Source organism: Streptomyces sp. BBFR2 (genome assembly GCF_044497305.1).
Lineage (GTDB): Bacteria > Actinomycetota > Actinomycetes > Streptomycetales > Streptomycetaceae > Streptomyces.
In genome coordinates this window covers 4,408,742-4,435,468 of sequence record NZ_CP172415.1, presented here as the reverse complement: position 1 = coordinate 4,435,468, position 26,727 = coordinate 4,408,742, and the positions used below count along the sequence as shown (strand labels likewise).

The 26,727-nt window shown below is 74.9% G+C and carries 17 protein-coding genes and 1 tRNA gene; 3 read left to right on the top strand and 15 right to left on the bottom strand.

The annotated features are described in order from the left end of the window. Nucleotides 1-38: 38 nt before the first annotated feature. Nucleotides 39-1,535 carry an MFS transporter gene (locus tag ACGH2B_RS17940; RefSeq protein ID WP_399090303.1) on the bottom strand — a complete coding sequence of 499 codons (1,497 nt, stop codon included), beginning with the start codon at nucleotides 1,533-1,535 and terminating at the stop codon, nucleotides 39-41. A gap of 895 nt (nucleotides 1,536-2,430) precedes the next feature. Here ACGH2B_RS17940 and ACGH2B_RS17935 point away from each other — a divergent pair. Beyond that, nucleotides 2,431-2,502, top strand: a tRNA-Cys gene (locus tag ACGH2B_RS17935). Nucleotides 2,503-2,737: 235 nt separating this feature from the next. On the opposite strand, the gene ACGH2B_RS17930 is transcribed toward ACGH2B_RS17935, so the two are convergent. The 10 genes from ACGH2B_RS17930 to ACGH2B_RS17885 all read right to left on the bottom strand — a co-directional run bounded on the left by ACGH2B_RS17930 (nucleotide 2,738) and on the right by ACGH2B_RS17885 (nucleotide 16,967). Next, nucleotides 2,738-5,080 (bottom strand): xanthine dehydrogenase family protein molybdopterin-binding subunit, encoded by a 2,343-nt coding sequence (locus ACGH2B_RS17930; protein WP_399090300.1) that lies wholly within the window; start codon nucleotides 5,078-5,080, stop codon nucleotides 2,738-2,740. Continuing rightward, entirely contained in the window at nucleotides 5,077-7,920 is a 2,844-nt protein-coding gene (locus tag ACGH2B_RS17925; RefSeq protein WP_399090297.1) for a 2Fe-2S iron-sulfur cluster-binding protein, read from the bottom strand. The genes ACGH2B_RS17930 and ACGH2B_RS17925 overlap by 4 nt, the downstream gene beginning before the upstream one ends. Continuing rightward, a complete protein-coding gene (locus ACGH2B_RS17920) occupies nucleotides 7,917-8,813 on the bottom strand; it encodes an FAD binding domain-containing protein (RefSeq protein WP_399090294.1) in 897 nt (298 codons plus the stop codon). Before ACGH2B_RS17920 ends, ACGH2B_RS17925 begins: the two co-directional genes overlap by 4 nt. A gap of 291 nt (nucleotides 8,814-9,104) precedes the next feature. Then, nucleotides 9,105-10,787: a beta-N-acetylhexosaminidase gene (locus ACGH2B_RS17915; protein WP_399090291.1), complete on the bottom strand. Its 1,683-nt coding sequence runs from the start codon at nucleotides 10,785-10,787 to the stop codon at nucleotides 9,105-9,107. A gap of 11 nt (nucleotides 10,788-10,798) precedes the next feature. Further along, nucleotides 10,799-11,623 (bottom strand): carbohydrate ABC transporter permease, encoded by an 825-nt coding sequence (locus tag ACGH2B_RS17910; RefSeq protein ID WP_399097098.1) that lies wholly within the window; start codon nucleotides 11,621-11,623, stop codon nucleotides 10,799-10,801. 164 nt (nucleotides 11,624-11,787) lie between these two features. Beyond that, on the bottom strand, nucleotides 11,788-12,744 hold the full coding sequence (locus tag ACGH2B_RS17905) for a carbohydrate ABC transporter permease (RefSeq protein ID WP_399097095.1): 957 nt from the start codon (nucleotides 12,742-12,744) through the stop codon (nucleotides 11,788-11,790). Between the two features lie 5 nt (nucleotides 12,745-12,749). After that, nucleotides 12,750-14,048: an extracellular solute-binding protein gene (locus ACGH2B_RS17900; RefSeq protein WP_399090288.1), complete on the bottom strand. Its 1,299-nt coding sequence runs from the start codon at nucleotides 14,046-14,048 to the stop codon at nucleotides 12,750-12,752. A gap of 339 nt (nucleotides 14,049-14,387) precedes the next feature. Then, nucleotides 14,388-14,690: a DUF3039 domain-containing protein gene (locus tag ACGH2B_RS17895; protein WP_399090285.1), complete on the bottom strand. Its 303-nt coding sequence runs from the start codon at nucleotides 14,688-14,690 to the stop codon at nucleotides 14,388-14,390. Nucleotides 14,691-15,412: 722 nt separating this feature from the next. Further along, nucleotides 15,413-16,108, bottom strand: a complete 696-nt coding sequence (locus tag ACGH2B_RS17890; RefSeq protein WP_399090282.1) for a hypothetical protein — start codon at nucleotides 16,106-16,108, stop codon at nucleotides 15,413-15,415. Between the two features lie 184 nt (nucleotides 16,109-16,292). Beyond that, nucleotides 16,293-16,967, bottom strand: a complete 675-nt coding sequence (locus tag ACGH2B_RS17885) for a YqgE/AlgH family protein (RefSeq protein ID WP_399090279.1) — start codon at nucleotides 16,965-16,967, stop codon at nucleotides 16,293-16,295. Between the two features lie 297 nt (nucleotides 16,968-17,264). On the opposite strand from ACGH2B_RS17885, the gene murA reads away from it, so the two are divergent. Then, nucleotides 17,265-18,611: a UDP-N-acetylglucosamine 1-carboxyvinyltransferase gene (gene murA / locus ACGH2B_RS17880; protein ID WP_399090276.1), complete on the top strand. Its 1,347-nt coding sequence runs from the start codon at nucleotides 17,265-17,267 to the stop codon at nucleotides 18,609-18,611. A gap of 307 nt (nucleotides 18,612-18,918) precedes the next feature. On the opposite strand, the gene ACGH2B_RS17875 is transcribed toward murA, so the two are convergent. The 4 genes from ACGH2B_RS17875 to ACGH2B_RS17860 form a co-directional block, all read right to left on the bottom strand. Continuing rightward, nucleotides 18,919-19,200: an HU family DNA-binding protein gene (locus tag ACGH2B_RS17875; RefSeq protein ID WP_004951951.1), complete on the bottom strand. Its 282-nt coding sequence runs from the start codon at nucleotides 19,198-19,200 to the stop codon at nucleotides 18,919-18,921. A 353-nt stretch (nucleotides 19,201-19,553) separates the two neighbouring features. After that, nucleotides 19,554-20,987, bottom strand: coding sequence for an NAD-dependent malic enzyme (locus ACGH2B_RS17870; RefSeq protein WP_399090273.1), 1,434 nt, complete (start codon nucleotides 20,985-20,987; stop codon nucleotides 19,554-19,556). 441 nt (nucleotides 20,988-21,428) lie between these two features. Continuing rightward, entirely contained in the window at nucleotides 21,429-23,915 is a 2,487-nt protein-coding gene (locus ACGH2B_RS17865; protein ID WP_399090271.1) for a HelD family protein, read from the bottom strand. An 876-nt stretch (nucleotides 23,916-24,791) separates the two neighbouring features. Beyond that, nucleotides 24,792-25,397, bottom strand: coding sequence for a CGNR zinc finger domain-containing protein (locus ACGH2B_RS17860; protein WP_399090268.1), 606 nt, complete (start codon nucleotides 25,395-25,397; stop codon nucleotides 24,792-24,794). Nucleotides 25,398-25,750: 353 nt separating this feature from the next. On the opposite strand from ACGH2B_RS17860, the gene ACGH2B_RS17855 reads away from it, so the two are divergent. After that, complete coding sequence (locus tag ACGH2B_RS17855; RefSeq protein ID WP_399090265.1) at nucleotides 25,751-26,527, top strand: class I SAM-dependent methyltransferase; 777 nt, start codon at nucleotides 25,751-25,753, stop codon at nucleotides 26,525-26,527. Nucleotides 26,528-26,727 lie beyond the last annotated feature (200 nt).

Here is a 26,727-nt window from a genome sequence, read left to right as displayed (position 1 = left end):
CGCCGCCCGGCCCCCACCCGCCCGTCGCGCAGGCTCCTCTAGACCGTCTCCGCAGGTCGCAGCCGTCCCGCCAGGGCGGCGCCGAGAGCCGCCACCACGGCCATCGCGGCGAAGACGGCGAGGAAGGCGGCGGGCGGCGCGGCAGCGGCGGCGTGGGCGCCCGCACCGGTGGCCGGGGAGCCGCCGCCGAAGGCGACGAAGAGGGCGCCGCCGAGGCCGACGAAGACGACGTTGCCGAGCGCGTCCGCCATCTGGAGCGACGCGGAGTTGGCGCCCGCCTCCTCGGGCCGGGACAGCTTCAGCAGCAGCACCCCGCCGCTGGAGATGTTCAGCCCCATCCCGAAACCGCCGACCGTCCACGCCACCGCGACCGTCCACACCGGGACCGCGGCGGCCAGCACCAGCGGCACCGCCGCGATGGCCACCGCCAAGAACGCCATCCCGGCGCCCATCAGCCGCTCCCGGTACGGCTCGCACCGCGGGCGGCTCTGGACGTACGAGCCGAGCGCCCAGGTCAGACCGCCGCCGGTGAGGGAGAGTCCGGCGAGGGTGGCGGACAGGCCGCGCTCGGTGACCAGCAGCAGCGGGATGAAACTCTCCGCGGTGACCAGCGCCCCGGCCGCCAGCCCGCGCATCAGCACGACCATCGGCAGGCCCCGCGCCGCCCGGAACGTGCCCCGGGGCAGCAGCCGCCGCACCGCGGGCACCAGCAGCGCCAGCCCCGCGGCCGCCGGGAGCACCGCGTACGGCGTCAGGTGCCCGCCCGCGTACTGGAGCAGCCAGGCGCCCGCGGCGACGGCCAGCGCGAGGAGGGCGCGGCGGCTGCGGAGCACCGCGCCGAGGCCGCCGCGCGGGTCCGGTGCCTCGCGCGGCAGGGCGCGCAGCGCGGGCAGCATCACCGCCAGCGGCAGCAGGACCAGGACCGGGATGGCGAGGAAGACCCAGCGCCAGCCGACATGCTCGGCGACGCTCCCGGCGGCCAGCGGACCGACGATCACCGGCAGCACCCACGCCGCCGAGAACGACGCCATCACCGCCGGACGCAGCCGCTCCGGATAGGCCCGCCCGACGACGACGTACAGCGAGACGATGACCAGCCCGCCGCCGAGCCCCTGCACCCCGCGCCCCGCGACGAACAGGCCCATGGTCGGCGCCGCCCCCGCGATCACCAGCCCGGCGCCGAACCCGCCGATCCCGGTGAACAGCGGCACCAGCGGCCCCCGCCGGTCGTTCCACTCCCCCGCCAGCGCCATCGCGAAGAGGCTGGTGGTGAAGAACGCGGAGAAGGCGAACGCGTACAGCCCGATGCCGTGCAGCGCCCGGGCGGCGAGGGGCATCGCGGTGTTCACCGCACTCGCCTCGAAGGCGATCAGCGACACCACCGAGACGATCCCGAGCGTCAGCGCCCGGTACCCCCGCCCGAACACGCCCCCACCCGGCGGCCCGCCCTCCGGAACGGGCCCCGGAACATCCGGGGCGGACGGCGGAACGGCTGAGGTGACGACATCGCTGTCGCGCGCGGAGTCGGCGGTCATCGGCCCAGCGTAAGGGCCGACACGCCGCACCGCCCCTGTCCCCGGACAGGACATCGGACGGGTATCTCCCTCGGCCGAAGGGCCTACGACGGGACCCGTACGGGGGTGTACGAGGCCGTACGGGACACGTACGCGGGCGGCGGGCGGCGGATCCCGTAGGGGACGGGCGCGGACCCCGTACGGGCCGGGAAGTCGCCCTGTACGGGACGGGCGTGGGTCCCGTACGGGCCAGGTCCCGGGGCCCGTAAGGGCGGCACTCCGACGGCGGCCACGGGCAGGGACCCCGGGCCCCGGACACGGACCGGCCCGGCATCCCGTACGGGCCGGGCGGATCCCGCACGGGCCGGACGCGGGTCCGCACGACCCGGGCGCGGGGGCCCGCACGGCCCGGTGCTCGCATCCCGCACGGGCCAGGCGCGGGATCCCGTACGGGCCGGCTGTCCGCATCCCGTACGGGCTGCACGCGTCGGCGGCGGCCACAGGCACGGACCCCGGGCCCCGGACACGGACCGGCATCCCGTACGGGCCGGGCGGATCCCGCACGGGCCGGACGCGGGTCCGCACGACCCGGGCGCGGGGGCCCGCACGGCCCGGTGCTCGCATCCCGCACGGGCCAGGCGCGGGATCCCGTACGGGCCGAGCGTGGGGGTCCCACACGGGCCGGTGCCCGCATCCCGCACGGGCCAGGCGCGGGGCCCCGCACGACCCGGGCGCGGGGGGCCCGCGTCAGCGGCGGGCGCCGGGACCAACGGATGAACCCCGCGTTGCCCCGCGTTACCGCCCGTTGCCGCGTATTGCCGTACGTGTGCCCCGTGTTGCGGCCTCGTGGCGGGGCGGGCCGGAGGGTTCCGGGGGCCGCGCGGGTCTGCCTACAGTCGGTGCATCGCCTCATCCCGGCCGTGTGCCCGAGTGGTTGAGGGACTCGCCTGCAAAGCGAGTTACGCGGGTTCGATTCCCGCCACGGCCTCCGGTCCCTCGATCAGGGACTCATCGAGGGCGGTCCCGCTGCGGGTGGACCGCCCTCGACGGCGTTCGTTCCGCGGACGGCGCGCTGTCGCGTCGTCGTGCTCCACGCACCGTCCCGGAACGGACCGCCGCACGCCCTGAAGGCGGCCCCGACCTCGGCGGGGACCGCCTTCAGGGCGTTTTCGCCGCCGCTTCCCGGGGGCGCCGCCCCGCGGCACGGCGCCCCCGGGGCGGCCCTACGCGTGCGCCTGCGGCGCGCCCTGCGCGCTCTGCGCCACCGCCGCCTGCGGGCGGATCGGGAGCCGGCCGATGGGCCGGCCGGTGGCCGCGCGGACCGCGGAGGCCACCGCCGCCGGGGAGGTCACCACCGGCACCGCGCTCGCCGCCTTCGCGCCGAACGGGGCGACCACGTCGCGCTCCTCGACCAGGCTCACGATGCGGATGTCCGGCGCGTCCAGCGCGGTCGGCAGGGCGTAACCGGTCAGATCCGGGTGGCGCACCTGACCGCGCGTGGTGCGCAGGTTCTCCATCAGCGCGGCGCCCAGCCCCTGGGTGACGCCCGCCTCGATCCGGGCCCGTAGCTGCCGCGGGTTGAGCACCCGGCCGACGTCCTGCGCGACGGACATCTCCACCACGCGGACGGTGCCCAGCTCGATGTCGACGTCGGCGACGCAGCGGATCGCGCAGAACGCCATCCCCACGAACGCGTCGCCCTGCCCGGACTCGTCCAGCGGCTCCGTCGGATGCGGACGGCACTGCGCGGTGGCCCACAGCTCCTTGCCGTCCAGCGCCTCCGCGACGGTGGTGGAGAGCACCCCGTCGTACGAGGTGATCTTGCCGTCGGTGATCTGGAGCAGCTCGGTGGACATCCCGAACTTGTGGGCCAGCGGCTGGAGGAGCTGGGTGCGGACCATCCTGGCGGCCCGTTCGACGGCGCCGCCGGAGACCCAGGTGTGGCGGCTGTGGCAGGCGCGCCCGGCGGGCGGCTGATCGGTGTCGACGCCCGCGATGTGCACCTCATCGACGCCCAGCGTCTCCTGCACGATCTGCCGCGCCAGCGTGGCGAAACCGCTGCCGGTCTCCACGGCGGCGCAGATGACGGTGGCGACCGACCCGCTGACCTTGACGGTCGCGGTGGACACCTCGTCGGCGCCCTCCGCGCCCAGCATGTGCACCATGCCCAGCGCGTAGCCGACGCCGCGGCGCACCGCGCCCGGCTCCCCCGCGCCCTCCGGGCCGCCCGGCAGCAGCCACTCCGCCTCCGGGGTGTCCTTGGGCAGCTCCGGCAGCGGCGCCTCGGTGACCGCGCGCAGCAGTTCGGCGACGGGCGCGGGGCACGTCACCGTCTGGCCGGTGGGCAGCAGATCACCGGTGGCCATGACGTTGCGCCGCCGGATCTCGTCCGGCTCCAGGCCCAGCCGCGCCGCGAGCTTGTCCATCTGGCCCTCGTGGGCGGCGCAGACCTGCATCGCGCCCTCACCGCGCATATGGCCGGAGGGCGGATTGTTGGTGCGCACCGCCCAGCCCTCGATGACGGCGTGCGGCACGACGTACGGGCCGCAGGCGAACGAGACGGCGGCGGCCAGCGCCTCGGCGGAGGTGTCCGCGTAGGCCCCGGCGTCCATCAGGATCTGCGCCTCGACCTTCACCAGCTTGCCGTCGGCGTCCGCGTGGTGGCGGTAGCGCAGCAGCGTCGGGTGGCGGTGGGCGTGGGCGAGGAAGGACTCCTCGCGGGTCGCGGCGAGCTTGACCGGGCAGCCGGTGCGCAGCGCCAGCAGTCCCAGGGAGAGCTGGATGCCGGGGTCCTCGCGGTCCGCGGTGGCGCCGGGCACGCCCGTCACCACGACCTTGACGCGCTCGGGGTCGAGGCCGAAGGAGGCGGCGGCCAGATCGCGGTCGGTGTGCGGGTCGGTGGAGGCGGTGTAGATCTCCACGCCGCCGTCCGGCCGCGGCACGGCGAGCCCGGCCTCGGCGCCGATGGGCGCGGGGTCCTGCCGGCCGATGCGGTACAGCCCCTCGACCATCACCTCGCCGACGGCCTCCGGGTCGCCGAAGCGGAGCGGGATGTGCCGGATGAGGTTGCCGTCCGGGTGCAGCGGCTCGGCCTCGAAGGCGAGTTGCGGGTCGGTGACCGGCTCCAGCAGCTCGTACTCGACGGCGATGGCGGCGGCGGCCAGCCGCGCGGTGTCCGGGTGGTCGGCGGCGATCGCGGCGATCGGCTCACCGTGGTACCGCACCTCGTCCTTGGCGAACACCGGGCGGTCGGCGACGCCGCGGCCGTGCCCGGCGTCCCCGGGGACGTCCGCGTGCGTGACGATCGCCCGGACACCGGGCAGTTCGGCGGCCTGCGCGGTGTCGAGGGAGACGATCCGGGCGCGCGGGTGCGGCGAGCGCAGCACCGCCGCCCACAGCAGCCCGTCGGCCCAGAGGTCGGCGGCGTACGGGAAGGTGCCCTGGGTCTTGGCGGACGCGTCGGCGGACGGCAGGGAGACGCCGAGCCCGTGCGGCGGCGGCTCGACGGGCGGGATCGGCACCCCGGCGGCGGGTGTCGCGGTGGCTGCGTCGGTCGTGCCGCTCATGCGGGGCCTCCCGTCCGGTGCGGTGCGTCCGGACCGTGGGGTTCGTCGGGGTCGTGGCCGGGGGCGCCACCGTGTCCGTCCGGGGCGTGCGGGCCTGGCTCATGCGCCCCTTGCGGGGCGGGCTCCGCCGGGCCCGCCTGGTGCGGGATGTGCGCCGCGCCCTCGGGCGCCTCCGCCTCCGCGGCGGCCTCGGCGGCCTTCTGCCGGGCGGTGACGACGGTGTCGACGGCGTCGAGCACCCCGCGGTACCCGGAGCAGCGGCAGAGGTTGCCGCAGAGCGCCTGGCGGGTCTCCAGTTCGCTGGGGGCGTGGTTGCCCTCCAGCAGGTCGTGCACGGTCATCGCCATGCCCGGGATGCAGAAACCGCACTGGACGGCGCCGGATTCGGCGAGGGCACGCTGCACGTCGGAGGGGCGGCCGCCCTCGGCGAGCCCCTCGACCGTACGGACCTCACTGCCCGCGGTGGTGGCGGCGGGCACCAGGCAGGAGGCGACCAGCCGCCCGTCCACCTGCACGGAACAGGCCCCGCACTCGCCCTGGGAGCAGCCGTCCTTGGCCCCCGCGAGCCCGAGCCGCTCGCGCAGCACGTAGAGGAGCGACTCACCGATCCAGGCGTCGGTGACCGGCCGGTCGGCGCCGTTGACCCGCAGCACGTACGAGGCGTGCGGGTGCTCCTCGGCGTACGCGTCGGCCCCGGCGGTGTCCGGCCCGGAGTGCGGCAGCACCTGGGGGGCCGCGTCGGGAACGGCCGGGTCGGGAGCCGCCATATCGGGGGCGGAGTCAGGAGCGGACGCGTCGAGGGCGACCGCGTCGGGAACGGCGGTGCCGGGCGCGGGCGCGTGGGGCGCGGCCGTCTCGTGACCGGCGGTCTCGTGACCGGCCGTCTCCGGGGCGGTGTCCTCGGGGCCTTCGGGTGCGGCGGTCTCGGGCTGCCCGGGGGCGGCCGGGGAGGGACCGTCGTCGCCGGGCTGCCGGGGGGCCGCCTCGGGGGCCTCGGTGACCTCATGCGCCCCAACAGGCTCCGGCGTCCCGTCGACCGCCCCGGTGGTCCCGGTTCCGGCCGCCCCGGTGCCGTCGGTGGTCCCGGGGCTCGCGACGTCCCCCGGGTCGGGTACCGGCGCGTCCTCCGGGTGACCGGCCTCGGGCCCGGTGGCCGCGTGGTCGGCGACGGGCACCGCCGTGACGGTGTCCTCCGCGGCGGGTACGGCCTCCGGTACGGGAACGCCGTGCGGCGGCGTGCCGTGAACGGCCGTGCCGGGCGCGGCGACAGGCTCCCGGCCGGGCTCGTGAACGGGCGCGTGGCCAGGCGCGTGAACGGGCTCGTGGTCCGGCGCGTGACCGGGGCCCTGGCCGGGCGCGTGGCCAAGCCCCTGGAGGTGCGCCGGTGCGTCCGGCTCCGCCCCCGGCGCTCCGGGCAGGCCGGACTCCGGCCCCGGTGCGCCCGGGATCCCGGCGGCGGGCAGGCCGTCCGCAGGAAGTCCGTCCACGGGAAGGCCCTCGGCGGAGAGACCGGTGGCGGTGCCCGCCGCACCGGCGTCCGCCTGCGGTACCTGCGGCTCCCCGGTGGCGTACGGCGCGTCCCCGACGAACGGTTCCGCGGTGAGGTGCCGCTCGTCCGGGGCGGTGTGCGGCTCCCCGGCGGGCGCCGCCGGTTCCGGAACGGTGTCCGCGCCGAGCCCGGACGAGGCGGGCGCGCCCTGCTCACCGGGGGCGTGCGCGGTCTCGGTGTGCGCCGTCTCCGCCGCGTCCGGACGGGCCGCGCCGCCGACGGGTGCGCCGTAGCCGGAGTACGTCCCGTAGGCCCCGTCGCGTACCGCGTCGAGGGGGAACTCGCCGGAGACATCGGGCTGTTCAGCGGCGGTGGGAACGGTCCAGGACGCGGTGTCCGCCGGGGGCTCGGCGAGGTGGCCAGGGGTCTCGGGGGCGGGCGCCTCCGGCGTGGCCGGGTCGGCCGGCGGCCACTGGGCGAGCGCGTCGGCGGGCAGCGACCAGTGGCCGCTGCCGCCGCCCGGCGTCACGGGCGGCGCCGCCTCCTGGGCGCCGTACGCGTCGCCGGTGCCGTGGGCGGTGTCCTGGGGCAGCCCGTGACCGGCGCCGCCCTGCGGGTACGGGTCCTCGGAGATACCGCCGAACAGCGGGTCCTGCCCCAGGGGGTGGCCGCCGTAGCCGCCCTGACCGCCGTAGGTGTCACCGGACGGGGCGTAGCCGTACGGGTCGGGGGCCGGGTGGCCGAGGTCCTGGCCGGTGTAGGTGTCGCCACCGGGGGCGGCGGGGTCGTAGCCGGTGCGGTACCCGGTGGCGGGGTAGCCGCCCGTGGGTCCCTGGCCGTGCGGGGCGGTACGGCCGTCGTCGACCAGGTATTCGCCGGACTCCTCCAGGACGTCGTCCGGGGCGCCCGGGACCGCCCACTGGCCGGTGCCGCCGACGGCGTCCGTACCGCCCGCGACCGGCCATTCGACGTGGTCGCCGCCCCATGGTGTGCCGTGCGGCGGGGTGCCGGTCGGCCCGGCCTCCTGCCCGGTGCGGTCGGGGTAGCCGGCCGACGGGTCGGCGTACCCGGCGGAGGGGTCGGCGAACGGCATCGTCCACTGGCCGGTGGCCGACGGGTCGGTGCCGGCGCCGGGGATCGGCGGGGTGAAGGTGGCCGGGGGGACGTAGCCGTGACCGGGCGCGGCGAGCGGGTCGGCGCCCGGCTGGTAGTAGTCGCCGCCGCCGAGGGCCGCGGTGGTGAACCCCTCGGGCAGCTGCACGAAGGCCGTGGCCTCCTGCTCGTACTCGCCGCCCTGCGGCAGCGGCTGCCAGCCCTGCTCGGGCTGCGGCCTGCGGTTGTCGTCGCTCACGAGAGCGCCCTCCCAAGTGCGCGGCGGGCCAGGGCCGCCACCGTACGGCGCAGATGCAGCGCGGCGGGCGGCAGGGTCTGCGGCTCGGAGCCGTCCTGCGGCGGCGCCGGGTCGGGGATGCAGGCGGCCGCGACGTAGTCGCCGAAGGCCGCCAGGGCCTCCGGGACGAGGGCGCGTTCGCCGTCCCAGTCGATGAGGGAGGCCACCCACTGCTCGGCCTCCAGGGGCCGCAGCGGCATCGCGGCGACGGCGCCGACGGCGCACCGCACCCCGCGCCGCGCCGGGTCGAGGACGAGCGCGACGGAGGCGGTGGCGCGGCCGGGGCCGGTGCGCCCGGTGGCCTTGAGGAACGTCTGCGGGGCGTGCAGCAGCGGAACCCGGACATAGCCGACGAGTTCGCCGGGGCGCAGCATCTCGCGGCCCGCCAGGAGGTGGCTCACCGGGATCTCGCGGCGGGCGCCCCCGGGGCCCGCGATGATCAAGGTGGCTTCCAGGGCGGCGAGGACCGGCAGGGTGTCGCCGGTCGGCGCGGAGCTGACGATGTTGCCGCCGAGCGTCCCGGCGTTGCGGATCTGCGGCGGCCCGGCGGCGCGCGCGGCGGCGGCGAGCCCGGGGATCAGCGCGGCGAAGTCGGGGCGCCCCATGCGGGCGAGGGTGAGTCCGGCGCCGAGGAGGGCGTGGCCGTCCTGGTACTGCCAGCCGCGGATTTCACTGATCCGGGCGAGACCCACGAGGCCCGCGGGTCTGAGGAGTCCGGCGTTGACCGCCGCCATGAGGTCGGTGCCGCCCGCGACGGGTACGGCGGCGGGCATGGCGGCGAGGGCCGCCACCGCCTCGTCGAGCGAGGCCGGCAACGTCACCGTGTGCGACGCCTGCGGTGCGTGCGTGGTCAAGCCAGCTGCCCCTTCCCCGGTGTCCCGGCAGTTCCGCTCGCCGTACGGTACGTGCTCACGGTCCGGACGTGGCAACTCTGGCACATTCTCGCGGGCGCCCGGCGCGAGGGTCCGCGAAGCGGTGTTCCGTCCCGAACGGCGCGCCGGTCCGCTTTCGTCCGGGGTGGCGGGCCCGTGGGGCGGCGGTGGTACGGGGCCGTACGGGTACGCCGGGGCGCCCGCGCGGCGCCCCGGTCCGGCGGCCGGCCGGCCCGGGAGCGGCCCGCACGGGCGCCCCGTTCGTACGGCGGCTCACACGTTCGGGGGCGGCCCGTCGATCGGGCGTCCGAGCAGACCGGGGCGCCGCTGCCAGGGGTGGGGGCCGCCGGGCGGGCGGTAGGCGACGCCGAGCGCGTCCAGGCGCGGGTAGTGGGCGGTCATCCGGCGGTCGAATTCCTGGTAGTCGCGGTCCTCGGGCGCGGGCAGCCGGGACCAGGCGACCTCGGCGAGCGCCACCAGCCGCGGGAAGACCTGGTAGTCACGGCGTTCCTGACTCTCCATGACCTCGGTCCACACGTTGGCCTGGGTGCCGAGCACCCGCTCCGCCTCGGTGTCGGTGAGGGCGTCGGGGACGGGTTCGAAGCGGTAGACGTCCTCCAGCGTGCGGACGAAGCCGATCGGCACCGGCTCGTCGGGCCCGGCGTCCTGCCGGTGGTCCAGATAGACCTGCTGTTCGGGGCACATGACGACGTCGTGGCCGGCGCGAGCGGCGGCGACGCCCCCGGCGTAGCCGCGCCAGGAGGAGACCGCGGCGCCCTCGGGCAGACCGCCCTCAAGGATCTCGTCCCAGCCGATGAGGCACCGGCCGCGGTCGGCGAGCCAGCGGGCGAAGTGGCCGAGGAACCAGCTCTGGAGACCGTCCTCGCCGTCGACACCCAGCTCGGCGATGCGCTTCTGGGCCGCGTCGGACGCCTTCCACTGCTCCTTGGGGCATTCGTCGCCGCCGAGGTGGACGTAGCGCGACGGGAACAGCTCCAGGACCTCCTCCAGCACCTCCTCGTAGAAGCGGACGGCGTTGTCAGTGGGGGCGAGTACGTTCGGATTGACGCCCCAGGTGTCCCAGACGGAGAGGGAGGACGTGTCGATGACGTCGGTGTTGCCGAGTTCCGGGTACGCGGCGATGGCCGCCTGTGAGTGGCCGGGGATATCGATCTCGGGGACGACGGTGATGTGGTGGCGCGCGGCGTAGGCCACGATCTCGCGCAGGTCGTCCTTGGTGTAGTGGCCGCCGTGCGGGATGTCGGTCCACAACGGCGAGGCGCGGTGGCCGAGTTTGGTGCGGGCGCGCCAGCCGCCGGTGCGGGTGAGTTCGGGGTGGCGGTCGATGGGCATCCGCCAGCCCTGGTCGTCGGTGAGGTGCAGATGCAGGACGTTGAGCTTGTGGGCGGCGAGCAGGTCGATCCAGCGCAGCACACCCTCCTTGGGCGTGAAGTGCCGGGCGACGTCGAGCATCATGCCGCGCCAGCCGAAGCGCGGGGCGTCCTCGATCCGCAGCGGCGGCAGTGACCGGGCGCGGACGCCGGGGGTGAGCGGTGCGCGGCGGAAGACGTCGGCGGTGTCGTCGGCGAGGAGCTGACGCAGCGTCTGGGCCGCCCAGAAGACCCCGGCCGGGCCGCCGCCGTCGAGGGCGAGGAGAGCGCCGTCGATGGTGAGGCGGTAGCCCTCGGGGCCGAGGCGGCGGGCGAGTTCCGGGTCGGTACGCAGCCGGATACGGCCGCGGCAGCCGTCGTGGTGCGGGGGCAGCGGCAGGGCGGTGGCGGCGCCGAGGGCGGTGCGCAGCCAGTGGGCGGTGCCCTCGGTGCCGGGTCCGGCGTCGATGCCGGTGGCCGCGTCGAGGACGAACGCGTCGCCGTCCGGGAGGGCGTCGGCCCGGAGCGGAAGCGGAATGACGGTGTGGTCCGGGGCGCCGGGGTGTGTGGTGGAGTGGTCAGGCATACGGGAACCCTTCAGTCCTTCACCGCGCCGCCGAGGCCCGAGACCAGTCGGCGCTGTACGAGTACGAAGAAGACGAGGACGGGGAGGGTCATCACGGTCGACGCGGCCATGATGCCGCCCCAGTCGTTCTCGTCGGGTTTGAAGAAGACGAGCAGCGCCATCGGCAGGGTGGAGTTCTCGGTGGCGCTGATCAGGAACGACTTGGCGAACAGGAAGTCGTTCCAGGTGGAGATGAAGGAGAAGACGCTGGTGGCGACGAGTCCGGGGAGGACGAGCGGGAAGAGGATCCGCCACAGGAAGCGGGCCCGGCTCGCCCCGTCCAGGGCTGCTGCCTCCTCCAGGCTCTCGGGGACGGCCCGGACGAAGCCGCGCAGCATCCAGATGGCGAACGGCAGCGAGAAGGCGAGGTGCGGCAGGATCAGCGAGCCGAGGGTGTTGAGGCCGATGCCGGGCACGGCGGTGCCGACGTCGCGCAGCAGGAAGAAGAGCGGGATGGTCAGCGCCTCGACGGGCACCGTCTGCGCGATCAGGAACATGATCAGCAGCGTGGTGCGGAAGCGGAAGCGGAACCGTGTCACGGCGGTGGCGGCGAGGAAGGCGATCAGCGCGGAGAGCACCACCACCGTCCCGGCGACGAAGAGGCTGTTGAGGAAGTAGCGGCCGAAGTCCTCCTGCTGGAAGACGCGCCGGAAGGCGTCGAGGGAGGGCGCGAGCGTCCAGGGACGCGGGGAGTCCGACTGGACCTCCGCGTCGGGTTTGAAGGCGGAGAGCACCATCCAGTAGAGCGGGAAGGCGACGACGGCGGCGATCAGCAGCGTCGCGGCCTCGGCGGCCAGCCGCCAGGGACGGCGCGGGCCTCGGCGGCGGACGGGGGCGGGGGCACGGGGCCCGGCGGCGCGGCCCGGCGGCGCGTCGCCCTCCGGGACACCGGCCTGCGGAGCGCGGGCCGCTGCCGTCCGGGCCGCCCCGCCCGTACCGGTCTCCTCGGTGCGCGGTCGGCTCACAGCTCCTCCCCCTGGCGGCGCAGCAGCCGCAGATAGACGAGGGTCACGCCGAGCAGGAGCAGCAGCATGACGACGCCGATCGCCGCGCCGAGGCTGTACTGCGAGGAGGCGAAGGCCCGTTGGTAGGCGTAGACGTTGAGGACGAGGTTCTGCCGGGCGACCCCGCCGCCGTCCGTCATCACATAGATCTGGGTGAAGAGCTTGAAGTCCCAGATCACCGACTGGAGCGTGACGACGACGAGGATCGGCCGCAGCATCGGCGCGAGGACGCCGCGCCAGATCCGCCACGCGGAGGCACCGTCCAGGGACGCGGCCTCCACGATCTCGGCGGGCACGGCGCGGATCCCGGCGTAGACGGTGACCATGACGAACGGGAAGGAGCACCAGACGACTTCGAGGAGGACGAGCGCGAAGGCGGTGTAGCGGTCGTACGTCCAGGAGAAATCGGCGAAGCCGCTCAGCCCGAGGGTGGTCAGCACCTTGTCGACGGGGCCGAAGTCCGGATCGAAGAGGAAGAGCCAGACGGTGGAGCCGGTGATGGCGGGCGTGGCCCAGGCGCCGAGCCCGGCGAGCATCAGGGCGAGCCGGGGCAGCGCCCGGACCCGGGTGAGCAGCACGGCCAGCGCGCAGCCGGTGGCGAGGGTGGCGAGCACACACGCCGCGGCGAAGAACACGGTGGCGAGCAGGACCGACCAGAACTCCCCGTCGCCGAAGAGCGCGGCGTAGTTGCCCAGCCCCTGAAAGGTCGTCGGCCGACCGCCGCTGACCTGCGCCTGGGTGTATTCGAGGAACGAGATCAGGCCGAGCTGGTAGATCGGGTAGACCAGCAGCGCGCCGAGGACGGCCAGCGCCGGGGCGAGGTAGAGCCACGGGGTCCAGCCGCCGTGGCGCCGGGCGGGGCCGCGCGGTGCGGCGCGGGGGCGGACGCGGGCGGCGCGGGGCCCGCTGCGCAGGGTGGTCACTTGTGGAAGGCCCCGTCCATGGCGCGGGCCGCCTCGGTGGCCGCCGCGTCGACGCTTTTGCGGCCGCTGACGATCTGCTGGTACATCGTGGGCAGTACCAGCGAGGCGTCGACGGTGGCCCAGCCCGGCGTGACGGGCACGAACTCCGCCCCGGCGTCGAGGGTGTCGGTGAACGGCTTGACGTACGGCTGCCGTTTCGCGGCCTCGGCGCGGACGTCGGTGAAGGTCGGCAGGAAGCCCATCGCGTCGAAGAGGCCGCGCTGCGTCTTCTTCCCGGCCAGCCGCTCCATCAGGTCGACGGCGAGGGTGCGGTGGGAGGTGCTGCGCAGGACGCCGATGTTGTTGCCGCCCGCGAACGCCGGGGCGATCTCGCCCTTCTTCCGGCCGGGCAGCGGGACGACGCCGTATTTCCCCTTGACCTTGCCGGCTTGGACGGCGCGGTGGTTGAAGTCGCCGCCGATGGCCATCCCGGCGCGTCCGGCGGCGAAGGCGGTGACGGTGTCGTTGCCGTTCATCCCGGCGCACTTGGACGCCGGGCAGTTGTCGTCGCCGAAGAGCGCGGCGTACGCGGCGATGCCTTTCCTGGCCTCCGGGGTGGTGACGGCGGCGGTGTAGGTGCCGCCCTTCTCGGTGGCGAGGGCGCCACCGGCCGACCAGAGGAACGGCAGCGCGCCATAGGTGTACGCGCCGCCGACGGCGAGTCCGTACATCCCGGGGCGGGCCGCCCGGATCTTCCGTGCGGCGGCGGCCATCTCGTCCTGGGTGGCCGGGGGCCGGAGGTGGAGCTCCTCGAACAGGTCGGTGCGGTAGTAGAGGGCGCGGACGCCGACGAAGAGCGGGGCGCCGTAGATCTTGCCGTCCACGGTCACCGCCCGCCGTGCGGTGGGGTCGGTGTCCTTCGCCTCGGACCAGGCGCCGAACTCCTCCGTCACGTCGGCGAGTCCGCCGTCCGCGACATATCCGGCGGTGTCGGTGTTGCCGTACTCGATGACGTCGGGGGCGCCGGACGGGTCGTTGAAGGCGGCCTTGACGCGCTGGGCGCGGGTGTCGACGGGGATGTAGTCGACGGTGACCTTCACGCCCTTGTGGGCGGCGGTGAAATCGGCGACGGCCTGCCGGACCACCTTCTCCTTGGGGGCGTTGCCGACCTCCCGGAAGAGCCAGACCCGCAGCGTGCCGGTCCGGGAGTCACCTCCGGCGGCGCCGGACGAGGTGGCCGGGGCGCACGCCGTGGCGGTGAGAGCGGTCAGGGCGAGCGCCGCTCCGGCGGCGGCCAGACGGGCGGAGAGGTGCATGACGGGACCTCCAAGAGTGTTGCAACATACGCAACGGGCGTTTCGCAGTGCACAACTCTGAGGAGGTTAAAGGGCGTTGCCCGGTCGGACAAGGGTTCGCCAAAGGTCTCCACCACTCACCGCCCACCGGACTTTCGGGCCCGTACGTCACCAGGCCCGCGCCCGGCCACGGGCGGGCCGGCTCCGCCCCCCGGACACGACGAAGGGCCCGGGTTCACGGAGAACCCGGGCCCTCGGCCCTGTACTGCTGCGGCGCACCGGCCCCGCGCGGCGGTCCGCGCCGCCCGCACCCGGCGGCGGCGGACCCGCCGGCCGCGCCCGGCCGACGTGCGGCTCCGGCTACTTCTTGCCGTCGCCGCCCTTGCCGTCCTTGCCCTTGTCGCCACCGGCGCCCATGGACTCGTAGATCTCCTTGCACATGGGGCAGACCGGGTACTTCTTCGGGTCGCGGCCCGGCACCCAGACCTTGCCGCAGAGCGCCACGACGGGAGTGCCGTCGAGCGCGCTCGCCATGATCTTGTCCTTCTGGACGTAATGGGCGAAACGCTCGTGGTCGCCGTCACCGTTCGACACCTGCGGCGTCGGCTCTACGAGGGTTCCCGTTCCTGCCCCGCGCTCGGGCTCGGGCTCAAGAGTGCTCATACTCGCCAAGGGTACCCAGGCGCCCGGCGTGCCGGGAGCGCCGGGCGCTCACCAGGTGAAGGCCCAGACCGGCGGCGGCGACACCGGCCGCCGCCCACGGCAGTGCGGACGGCGTGAGCCCCGCCGACAGCGCGAGACCGCCGAGCGCCGAGCCGACCGCGGAGCCCACCCCTTGGCGGAGCACTTCCTCACCCTGGCCCACCCCGACGGAGAACCCGAGCAGCCGAGCTGACGGACGGGCCCGCCCGGACCACCGGCAGAAAGCCGACGAGACCGAACGGGTGGGCAGCAGCCACGCACGGGACAGCCGACAACCCGAGCGAACCCGACCGCCACGCCCCTCCCCCCGGCATCCCGGCCGGACGCCACGGGACAACCCGCCCGGCCAGGGCCACCGGCCACCGGCAGACGGCCACCGGCAGACGGCAGACGGCAGACGGCAGACGGCAGACGGCAGACGGCAGACGGCAGACAATGACCGAACGGGCAGGACAGCAGGGGCGGGCAGGACACACCGGCGAGCTGAACGGACCGGCGACCTGAACGGACCGGACAGCCCCTCCCCGCGTCACCCGGCCGAACGGGCAGCACGGACGGACCGGGCTACCGCCCCCTCCCCGCAACATCCGGGCCGACCGCCGTCAGCCAACGCCCGGGCCGTCCCCCTCACCCCGCCCGCCACTCCAGAACGCCGCCGCCCGGCAACAGCCCCCGGCGTCTCCTCACCCCGCCAACGCCCCGCCCCGCACCTCCCCCGTCGCCCCCAGCGCCTCGGCGCTCGCCAGCGCCGCCCCGTGATCCAGCTCCTGCCAGGGCTCCGGGCCGCAGACCGCCTCCAGCAGGGCGGCTATCGCGGCGGGGCCGACCGCACCGGCCGTCACCGCGTCGGCGAACGCCCGCACCTCGGCGACCGGCTCCTCCTCGGCATCCGACTCGGCGCGCTCCACCAGATCCCCGGCCAGCTCCCGCAGCCCGGCCGGGCCCGGCGCCGCCCAGCCCATGGCCATGCCGAGACCGTCGTCGGAGAGCCGCTCCGGGTAGGGGGCGCGGGCCCAGCGCACGCCGTCCCACCAGTAGACGAAACCGAGGAGGCGGCCCTCGGCGTCATCGCGCAACCGCTCCCACGGAAGCCACTCCGGGCCGCCGGCCAGGAGATCCACCGGCGCGTCACCGAGATGGGTGTAACTGCCGTCGGCGTCCTGCCCGCAGAGCACCGCCCGGCCGCCGGCCGACCGCGTCAGCCGCCACCAGCAGCTACCGCCGGCGTTCCAGTACCGCAGCTCACGGCCGTCCGGCACGGACCGGACGCCGTACTCCTCGCCGTCGTCCAGCGCGGCGCCGACCACCGCCCGCGTCACCGCGCGGGCCCACAGCTCCTCCGCGCCGACCAGATCCCCGGGCACACTCGGCCTGTGCATCGCACTCCCCCGTCATCCCGCACGCCCGCCCCGCGACCGCGCGTCCGTCCACCGACTTCAGTCCTCACGAACAGTAACCGCGGGGTCTGACAATCGGCGGCGGACGGCCCGGCCCACGGCAGATGCCCGGGATGACGAGCGGCCCACGGGCGGGCCGGGCGGGGCCCAGGGCGGACGGCGGCGCTCAGTTCAGCGACGGATCGTCCGGATACGTGGCCACCATCGCGATCTCGTTGCGCTGGCGGCGCAGCACCGCGCGCCACAGCCCCTCGGGGTCGGGGGACGAGACATCGCCCGGCTCGGAGTCGACGACGTACCAGGCGCCGTCGGAGAGTTCGTCCTCCAACTGCCCCGGCCCCCAGCCCGCGTACCCGGCGAAGATCCGCAGGCTGCCCAGGGCGGTGGCGAGCAGCTCCGGCGGGGTCTCCAGGTCCACCAGGCCGATCGCGCCGTGCACCCGCCGCCATCCGGGCGGCTCCTCGCCCGGCGCGGCGCCGGGCCGGGCGTCGTCCGGCCGCGGTCCGGCGGCGGTGGCCTGGCCCCGCCCGGGCCGTACGCCGCTCTCCAGAGTGGGCACGTCGTCGGCGCCGGCGAGCCCGCCGGGCATCACGGCCACGCCGAGCGCGGAGTCCAGCGACACCGGGCCGCCCTGGAAGACCACGCCGGGCTCGCCCGCGAGCGCCGCCCAGGGCGCGAGGATGTCGCCGACGCCCACCGGGGTGGGACGGTTGAGGACCACGCCGAGGGAGCCCTCCTCGTCGTGGTCGAGGAGCAGCACCACCGCGCGGTCGAAGTTGGGATCGGCGAGCGCGGGCGTCGCGACGAGCAGCCGGCCTGTGAGCGAGGACACCTCGGTCATGGCGCCATGATCCCGCACTTCCGGCCGGAGCGGGGAGTCGATGCCCACACCTGTGCGAGTGCAGGGCAGGGCGTACGGCGGCAGCACCGGCGCACACCACCCCACGCCCGACATCACATTCAAGACAATTAGCCTCTTTTTTGGCCAATTGGTGATTACAAAGCAAAGAATGATCGCAACCGAGCGTGTTGTGACAAAGCCCTTACATGCCGGAGGCCCACTCGTGCCTAGGGACACCCCCTCCGGCCCCCTTACCATTTCTCCTTGGCCCTGCCCGTCTCCAGGAACGCGAGATCCATGACCGTCTCTACTGACGACGTACTGCTTGTCCACGGCGGCACCCCGCTGGAGGGCGAGATCCGGGTTCGCGGTGCGAAGAACCTCGTACCGAAGGCCATGGTCGCGGCCCTGCTCGGCAGTGGCCCCAGCCGGCTGCGCAACGTGCCCGACATCCGCGACGTCCGCGTGGTGCGCGGCCTGCTCCAGTTGCACGGCGTCACCGTGCGGCCGGGCGAGGAGCCCGGTGAGCTGGTCCTCGACCCCTCGCACGTCGAGAGCGCCAACGTCGCCGACATCGACGCGCACGCCGGTTCCTCGCGGATCCCGATCCTCTTCTGCGGCCCGCTGCTGCACCGCCTCGGCCACGCCTTCATCCCGGGCCTGGGCGGCTGCGACATCGGCGGCCGTCCGGTGGACTTCCACTTCGACGTGTTGCGGCAGTTCGGCGCGACGATCGAGAAGCGCGCCGACGGGCAGTACCTGGAGGCCCCGCAGCGGCTGCGCGGCACCAAGATCCGGCTGCCGTACCCGTCGGTCGGCTCGACCGAGCAGGTCCTGCTGACCGCCGTCCTGGCCGAGGGCGTCACCGAGCTGTCCAACGCCGCCGTGGAGCCGGAGATCGAGGACCTGATCTGCGTGCTCCAGAAGATGGGCGCGATCATCTCGATGGACACCGACCGGACCATCCGGATCACCGGTGTCGACAAGCTCGACGGCTACACCCACCGCGCCATCCCGGACCGTCTGGAGGCCGCCTCCTGGGCGTCCGCCGCACTGGCCACCGAGGGCAACATCTACGTCCGCGGCGCCCAGCAGCGCTCGATGATGACGTTCCTGAACACCTTCCGGAAGGTCGGCGGCGCCTTCGAGATCGACGACGAGGGCATCCGCTTCTGGCACCCGGGCGGTTCGCTGGACGCCATCGCGCTGGAGACCGACGTTCACCCCGGCTTCCAGACCGACTGGCAGCAGCCGCTGGTCGTCGCGCTGACCCAGGCCTCGGGCCTGTCGATCGTCCACGAGACGGTCTACGAATCGCGCCTGGGCTTCACCGAAGCCCTCAACCAGATGGGCGCGCACATCCAGCTCTACCGCGAGTGCCTGGGCGGCTCCGCCTGCCGCTTCGGACAGCGCAACTTCCTGCACTCCGCGGTGGTCTCCGGACCGACCAAGCTCCAGGGCGCCGACCTGGTCATCCCCGACCTGCGCGGCGGCTTCTCGTACCTGATCGCGGCGCTCGCCGCCCAGGGCACGTCCCGGGTGCACGGCATCGACCTGATCAACCGCGGCTACGAGAACTTCATGGAGAAGCTCGTCAGCCTCGGCGCCAAGGTCGAGCTGCCGAACGGCGGCCCGCAGGACTGACGCCCGCCGCACCGCCGAAGGCCGCCCCCGCTCCCGTACGGAGCCGGGGCGGCCTTCGCGTTGCCGGCCCCGCCGCCGCCTCCGCCCCGCTGACGGCGGCGCGGCGCCGGTCCGTCCCTCTTTCCCCGGGTCCGTCCGTGAGGTCCGCAGCGGGGCGCGTACGGGCGTACAGGGGCGCATATGCCCCCGGCGCACCACGGGGAGCGCGTACCGGCGCTCCACCGGGCGGCCGGACCGGCCGCGGGGACGACGAAGGGCGGCCGCCCCGGGGAGGGGGCGGCCGCCCTTTGCGATGCCTGCTGAGGGCTTACTTGCCCTTGGCGGCTTCCTTGAGCTTGGAGCCCGCGGAGACCTTCACGCTGTAGCCGGCGGCGATCTGGATCGGCTCGCCGGTCTGCGGGTTACGAGCGGTGCGAGCGGCACGGTGGGTGCGCTCGAAGGTCAGGAAGCCGGGGATGGTGACCTTCTCGTCGCCCTTGGCGACGACCTCACCGACGGTCTCGGCGAGGGCGGCCAGAACGGCGTCGGCGTCCTTACGGGTCACCTCGGCACGATCGGCCAGAGCGGCCACCAGCTCACTGCGGTTCATTTTTGTACTCCCGTGTTCTTCTTGCCAATGGGCGTGCCCCGCGGCCGAAGCCGCGTCTCGGGCACAGCGAAGCCGATGCTGCCAGGGCCCTCGGACAGTCCCCGGACCCGGGTCTGCTGCCAGACCCTCGCGCCCGGTTACGCATCCTGCCCCCACCTGCGGCGGTAAAGCCAATCCGGCACCCTGGCGGGTCACACGGAAAGTGCCGGCGCCCCGGTCGGCGTGACGTTCCGCACCCGTAACCGCTCGGAGGCCGCCACGCGTGGTGGCCGACCGGTTGCCGTCCGCCACCCTAGGGGCCTCCCGGGCACGGCCCGTCCGCGACGCGCCGTGCCCGGGAGCCCCGTGGGTCGTCAGAGTGCCGTGGTGGCCGTCACAGCCGGGTCCCCGGCCTTGGCGGCGTCCTTCACCGCACCGGCCACGGCGCCCGCGACCTTGTCGTTGAAGACGCTCGGGATGATGTAGTTCGGGTTGACCTCGTCCTCCTGGACGACGTCGGCGAGGGCGCGGGCCGCGGCCAGCATCATCTCGGTGTTCACCGTACGGGACTGGGCGTCCAGCAGACCGCGGAAGACACCCGGGAAGACCAGCACGTTGTTGATCTGGTTGGGGAAGTCGGAGCGGCCGGTGGCGACGACGGCGGCGGTCTGCCGGGCGATGGCCGGGTCGACCTCCGGGTCCGGGTTGGCCAGCGCGAAGACGATCGCGCCGTCGGCCATCTTCGCGACGTCGTCACCGTCCAGGACGTTGGGGGCGGAGACGCCGATGAAGACGTCCGCGCCGACGACGGCGTCCTTGAGGGTGCCGGTCACGCCCTCGGGGTTGGTGTTGTCGGCGATCCAGCGCAGCGGGGAGTCCGGGTCGGCGGAGACCAGGTCCTCGCGGCCCGCGTGGACGACGCCGTGGATGTCGGCGACGACGGCGTGCTTGACCCCGGCGGCGATCAGCAGCTTGAGGATGGCCGTACCGGCGGCGCCCGCGCCGGACATGACGACGCGGACGTCCCCGATGGCCTTCTCGACCACGCGCAGCGCGTTGGTCAGGGCGGCGAGCACGACGATGGCGGTGCCGTGCTGGTCGTCGTGGAAGACCGGGATGTCGAGGGCCTCGCGCAGCCGGGCCTCGATCTCGAAGCAGCGGGGCGCGGAGATGTCCTCCAGGTTGATGCCCGCGAAGCCCGGCGCGATGGCCTTGACGATCTCCACGATGGCGTCGGAGTCCTGGGTGTCCAGGCAGATCGGCCAGGCGTCGATCCCGGCGAAGCGCTTGAACAGGGCCGCCTTGCCCTCCATGACCGGCAGCGCGGCCTTGGGGCCGATGTTGCCGAGGCCGAGGACGGCGGAGCCGTCGGTGACGACCGCGACGCTGTTGCGCTTGATCGTCAGGCGGCGGGCGTCCTCGGGGTTGTCCGCGATGGCCTGGCAGACGCGGGCGACGCCGGGCGTGTAGACCATGGAGAGGTCGTCACGGTTGCGGATGGGGTGCTTCGACGACATCTCGATCTTGCCGCCGAGGTGCATCAGGAACGTACGGTCGGAGACCTTGCCGAGGGAGACGCCCTCGATGCCGCGCAGCTTCTGGACGATCTCGTCCGCGTGCGCGGTGGACGTCGCGGCGATGGTGACGTCGATCCGGAGTTTCTCGTGGCCGGACGCGGTCACGTCGAGGCCGGTGACCGACCCGCCGGAGGACTCCACGGCCGTGGTGAGCTGGCTGACGGCGGTGCCGCTCGCGGGAACTTCCAGTCGCACCGTCATCGAATACGAGACGCTAGGCGCCGTTGCCATGGCCGACTTCCTCTGCTTTCCCTTGTTTCCCTATGCGCTGTCCCAGGAGCGCGGATGCCCTGCGCATCGTCCGATCGTCCCACCTACCAGCCGGTACACGGTAACCAGCCCTGCATTCCGGAAAGGCACTTCCACCATACGAGAGAGGCTCGTCGGGTGGAAGGGCCGTCGGCAGGGCGGTTTCCGGCCCGGTGTGTGGTGGGCGCCACCGCGACCGGGAACGGCAACGGGCGCCCCTCCCGGAGGAGGAGCGCCCGTCACGCGGTCTGAGACACCGACCCGCCATGCTCGCCTCGCGGCAAGTGGTCGCTCGTAGCGACGATGGTTGGGCCCGGGGGCTTGGATCGGGCCGGTGCCATGGACAAGGCTAACAAACCCTCCCGGAAAGCGAATCCCGTGGCCGCCGCCTTTTGCCGCGGCGGGGCCCGGCCGGCCCGGACGTCAGTCGCGGAGCAGGTCGGGGACCCCGTCGGCGTCCGGCTCGTCGCGGTCGCCGGAGAGGACCGTCAGCCGCTGGGTGGCGCGGGTCAGGGCGACGTAGAGCACCCGCAGGCCGGCCGGGGACTCGTCGGCGATCTCGGCGGGCGCGACGACCAGCGCCGCGTCGTACTCCAGCCCCTTCGCCTCCAGGGAGCCGAGGGCGACGACGCGGTCGCCGAGCGGGGCCAGCCAGGCGCGGGCCTGTTCGCGGCGGGCCATCGCGGTGACCACGCCGACGGTGCCGTCCACCTCGGCCAGCAGCCGCCGGGCCTCCTCGGTGGTGGCGGCGGCCAGCGCCGCGTCGAGGGCCGCGGCGCCGCGGCCGTCCGGGGACGCCACCGCGAACCGCGGCCGCAGGCCCGTCGAACGGACCGCCTCCGGCGCCGCCGTTCCGGGCATCGCCAGCGCCAGGACCTTCGCGGACAGCTCGGCGATCTCGGCCGGGTTGCGGTAGTTGACGGTGAGCTGGAAGCGGCGGCGGGGGCGGGTGCCCAGCGCCTCGTCGCGCGCCTCGGCGGCCTCGTCCGGGTCGGACCACGACGACTGGGCCGGGTCGCCGACGACCGTCCAGGTGGCGTGGCGGCCGCGGCGGCCGACCATCCGCCACTGCATCGGCGTGAGGTCCTGCGCCTCGTCGACGATCACATGGGCGTAGTCGGTGCGCTCCTCCTCCAGGCGCTCGCGGCGGCTGCGGCCCGTGGAGGTGCGGTCGGCGGCCGTGGTCAGCTCGTCCAGGCCGGTGAGCTGGTCCAGCGGGTCGGCCTCGCGGGGGCGGGGCGGACGGGCCGGGGCGCCGAGGATGAGCTGGAGTTCGTCGAGGAGCGCCACGTCGTGGACGGAGAGCGGGCCCTCGCCCCGGGCGTCGAGGCGGCCGAGGGAACGGGCCAGCTTCCGGACCTCGCGCGGGGCCAGGACGCGGCGCGCCCAGCGGCCGAGGGTGCGTTCGTCGGCCATCGCGGCAAGCACCCCGCGCGGGGTCAGCTCCGGCCACCAGGCGTCCAGGAACTCCTGGAAGACCGGCTCGGTGCTGACGTCCTCGTCGAAGCCGGCGCGCGCCTCGGCGGCCAGCTCCGGGTCGAAGTAGCGGCGGCCGGCGCCGGACTTCGTCCACAGGGCGTCCAGGAGGAGCCGCCGGGCGCGCGGGCGGAGCAGGTTGACGGGGGCGGTGCCGCCGAGGGCGGTGCGGCGGATACGGCCCAGGTCGGCGGCGTCCAGCTCGATACGGGCGCCGAAGGCCACCACGCGGAGCCGGTCCGGCGGGCCGGCCGGGGCGGCGCTCGGGGCGTCGTCCTCGTCCAGGAAGGAGAGCTGGGTGTCGCGCTCCGGGGCCGGGGCAGGGGCTGCGTCCAGGGCGCCGCGGGCGGCCTTGCGCAGCAGCTTCTGCATCCGGCCGGAGCCCTTGATCCGGGCCACGTCCGGCGGGTCGTACGCGGTCGCCTCGGCGCCGTCGACGAGGGAGCCGAGCGCGCGGATCGCGACCTGGCCCTCCTCGCCCAGGGAGGGCAGGACGCCCTCGGTGTAGGCGACCAGCAGCGGGGTGGGCGAGACGATGAGGATGCCGCCCGCGTAGCGGCGGCGGTCCTGGTAGAGGAGGTAGGCGGCGCGGTGCAGGGCGACGGCGGTCTTGCCGGTGCCGGGGCCGCCCTCGACCTCGGTGACGGACGCGGCGGGCGCCCGGACGACCAGGTCCTGTTCGGCCTGGATGGAGGCGACGATGTCGCGCATGGTGTGGCTGCGGGCCCGGCCCAGCGCGGCCATCAGGGCGCCGTCGCCGATGACGGCCAGTTCCTCGCCGCCGAGCGTGGCGGTGACGTCGGGGCGCATCAGGTCGTCCTCGACGCCGAGGACGCGGCGGCCCTTGGAGCGGATGACGCGGCGGCGTACGACCCGGCCCGGCGCGACGGGCGTGGCCCGGTAGAAGGGGGCGGCGGCCGGGGCGCGCCAGTCGATGACCAGCGGGGAGTAGTCCGCGTCTAGGACGCCGAGGCGGCCGATGTGCAGCGTCTCGGCGATGGTGGCGCGGCCGTTGGTGACGGCGCCGTCGGCGGGCTCGACGGAGGTGAACGCGCCGTCCGGGCCCTTCTTGCCGTCCTTGCCGGGGAGCAGGTCGATCCGGCCGAAGAGGAAGTCCTCGTACTCGGAGTTGAGCCGGTTGAGGTGGACGCCCGCCTGGAAGACCTGGGCGTCGCGCTCGGCGAACGCGCCGGGCGTGCCGACCTGGCCGCGCTTGGCGGCGTCGTCCATGAGGAACTCCGCCTCGTGGATCTTCTCCTCCAGGCGCCGGTAGACCCGGTCGAGGTGCGTCTGCTCCGCGGCGATCTCCCGCTCGCGGAGCCCGGCGGGCGCGGCGGCGGAGCCGGAGTCCGCGGCGGGCTCCGGGGCGACGGCGTCCGAAGAAGTGTGCTCCGGCGTGTGATCCGGTGCGTGCGTGGCGTTCTGCGCGGCCACCCAGGCCCCCTTCTGGTGTGCGTAGGGCAGCCGTCAACCGTACGCGACCCGGGCACCGTACGCATCCGATCCCCCGCGCGCCGGACGGGGAAGGGCTGGTGAGGCGGGGCGGGGTGGGTTCGCGGGTGGTTCGCGAGTGGTCTTGGAGGTGCCTGCGAGGCGGACGGGGCGGGACGTCCGGGACCGGGGCCGGGCCGTGCGGGCGGCCTTGAGCGGGGGACGGCGGCGAAACCGGGCTTCGGGGTCGGCGCCGCGCCCGGGATGGCCGGGGCGGGTCGTGCGAGGGGGGGCGGGGCCTCGGGCGGGGCGGCGAACCCGGGCTTCGGTTCGGCGCCGCATCTGGGGGGCGGTCTGAGCGGCCGGTGGGTGCGTGCCGGTGGCCCGGGGCCGGGGGATCGTCTGGGGCCGGAGGTTGGGGGGCGCCCGGTGAGCAGGGGCCGGGAGCCCGCACTCGGAGGCCGGGGCGGCCCCGGAGGTGGCCGGAGGCAACGGCGTCCCCGGGGTGGCCGGAGACCGATACGGACCCGGTGACCGGGCCGGGAGCCCCGCACCCGGAGGCGACCCGAAGCCGAGGGCGCACCCGGTGACGAGGCCCAGCCCCTCGCCGGAGGCCGGAGGCGCCTCCAGGCGGCCGGGCTCCGCACGGTCCCCGACCCGGTCCGGCCCCGGCTCAGCCCCGCCCCGGAGAACGGACACGGACCCGGTGACCAGGCCGGGAGCCCCGCACCCGGAGGCGACCCGAAGCCGAGGGCGCACCCGGTGACGAGGCCCAGCCCCTCGCCGGAGGCCGGAGCCTCCTCCAGACGGCCGGGCTCCCGCACGGCCCCCGGGCCGGCCCCGACCCCGGCCGGGACTCAGCCCCGGCCCGGCCCCTGCTCAGCCCCCCTCCGCAGGCGCCGGGCCGGTGCCCCGGGCCGCGGTTCGTTTGCGGTGGCGGGCGACGCGTTCGCGGTTGCCGCAGACGCCGCTGGAGCACCAGCGGCGGCGCCGGCCGCGGGAGGTGTCCAGGAAGAGGAGGCGGCAGCGGGTGCCCTCGCAGCGGCGCAGCCGGTCGCGGGTGGCGTGGTCGGTGAGGAGGTCGACGGCGTCGCGGGCGACTGCGGCGAGCAGCGCCGTGCGGTCGGCCGGGCGGGCGAGCCGCGGGGTGAGGACGCCGTCCGGGCCGCGGACGGCCTGGACGGCGGGCGGGCCGGCGGCCGCGGCGGTGGCGTTGAGCAGGTCCAGGTCGATCACGGCGTCGCCGCCGGTCAGTTCGGCGTGCAGGACCCGCCGCACCACCTCCCGTAACCCCCGGAAGCGCGCCACCCAGCGGCCGTTGACCCCGTCCAGCGCGGTGTCCGGGGGGACCACGCCGGAGCCGGTCAGCCAACGTCTCAACTGCTCGGGTCCGGTGAGGAGTTCGCCCGGCGGACCGGAGGTGGCCAGCAGGTCCAGGCAGATCCGCCCGCAGTCGAACCGCAGGCCCTCGTCAGGCGCCGCCATGCTCCTGATCACTCCTTCGGAATCGAGGATGCGTCTCCAGAGTGCCCGGCGCCGCGGGCCGCCGTCACCTACCGCGCCGGTACGACCGGGCCCGCCCGGCGGGGGGGCGGCCCGCACCCCGTGCCGCACCCCGCCCCTCTCCCGTACCGGTGAACGGGACGTGCGCACAAGGCCGTTGACAACTCCGCGTACGGTTCGTCGCCGCACGCGTCGATCTATACATTCCGCGTATACATCTGATGTACAGTCCGGGCCGTGGCGCGCGGAAAGTCCCCGTTTCCGCCCGGCCGGGCATGCCGTGTCGCCGACCGGCGCCCGGCCGGCCCGCCCGCACCCGAAGGACGAAGGTCACCATGTCGCGCACCCCCTTGCACACCAACCGGTCGAGCCTGTCCCACAAGGTCGGCTACGCGGTCCGCAACCCGGCGAAGATCGCCCCGTACGTCCGGCGCACCGCGCGCGACACCTGGCTGCGGCTGCGCCACCCCGGGCACGTCGCCTACTACCGCGCCGTGATGGCGTCCGACGCGGGCCGCAACCCGGAGGCGGCGGTGGGCAGCCGCACCCACGAACGGTGGCTGGCGCTCGGGCAGATGCAGTTCGACTACCTCATGGAACACGGGCTGACGCCGCAGCACCGGATGCTCGACATAGGCTGCGGCAACCTCCGGGCCGGCTGGCGCTTCATCGCCCACCTCGACCCGGGCCACTACTACGGCATCGACATCTCGCCGGACATCCTGATCTCCGCGAAGAAGACCCTGACCAGCTACGAACTCCAGGACAAGCTGCCGCACCTGACGATCGTCCAGGACCTGAAGCTGGACTTCCTGCCGTCCGGCCACTTCGACGTCGTCCACGCCCACAGCGTCTTCTCGCACTCACCGCTCCCCGTCATCGACGAATGCTTCGCGCACGTCGGCCGGGTCCTGGCGCCCGGCGGCTTCTTCGACTTCACCTTCGACCGCACCGAGGGCGCCGAACACCAGGTGCTGCGCGAGGACTTCTACTACCGCACCGAGACCCTGATCCGCCTCGCCGAGAAGCACGGCCTCCGCGCCCGCTTCATGGACGACTGGGAGACCCGCAAGCACGGCCAGTCCAAGATCCGGGTGACGAATCCGGAGTGAGACCGGGCGGCGCCGGGTCCGAAGCGGGGCCCCGCCCGGCCTCCCTCACGGGCCCCCGCCCCCGAGGGGCGCTCCCGCTCCCGTAAGGGACCTGGCCCGTCCCCCCTGAGAACCGTCGTCCCTTCCGTACCGGGACTCCCCCCGATCCCGTACGGGAGGGACGGCGTCCCGTAGGGGGCACGCCTCTGCCCCTCACGGGA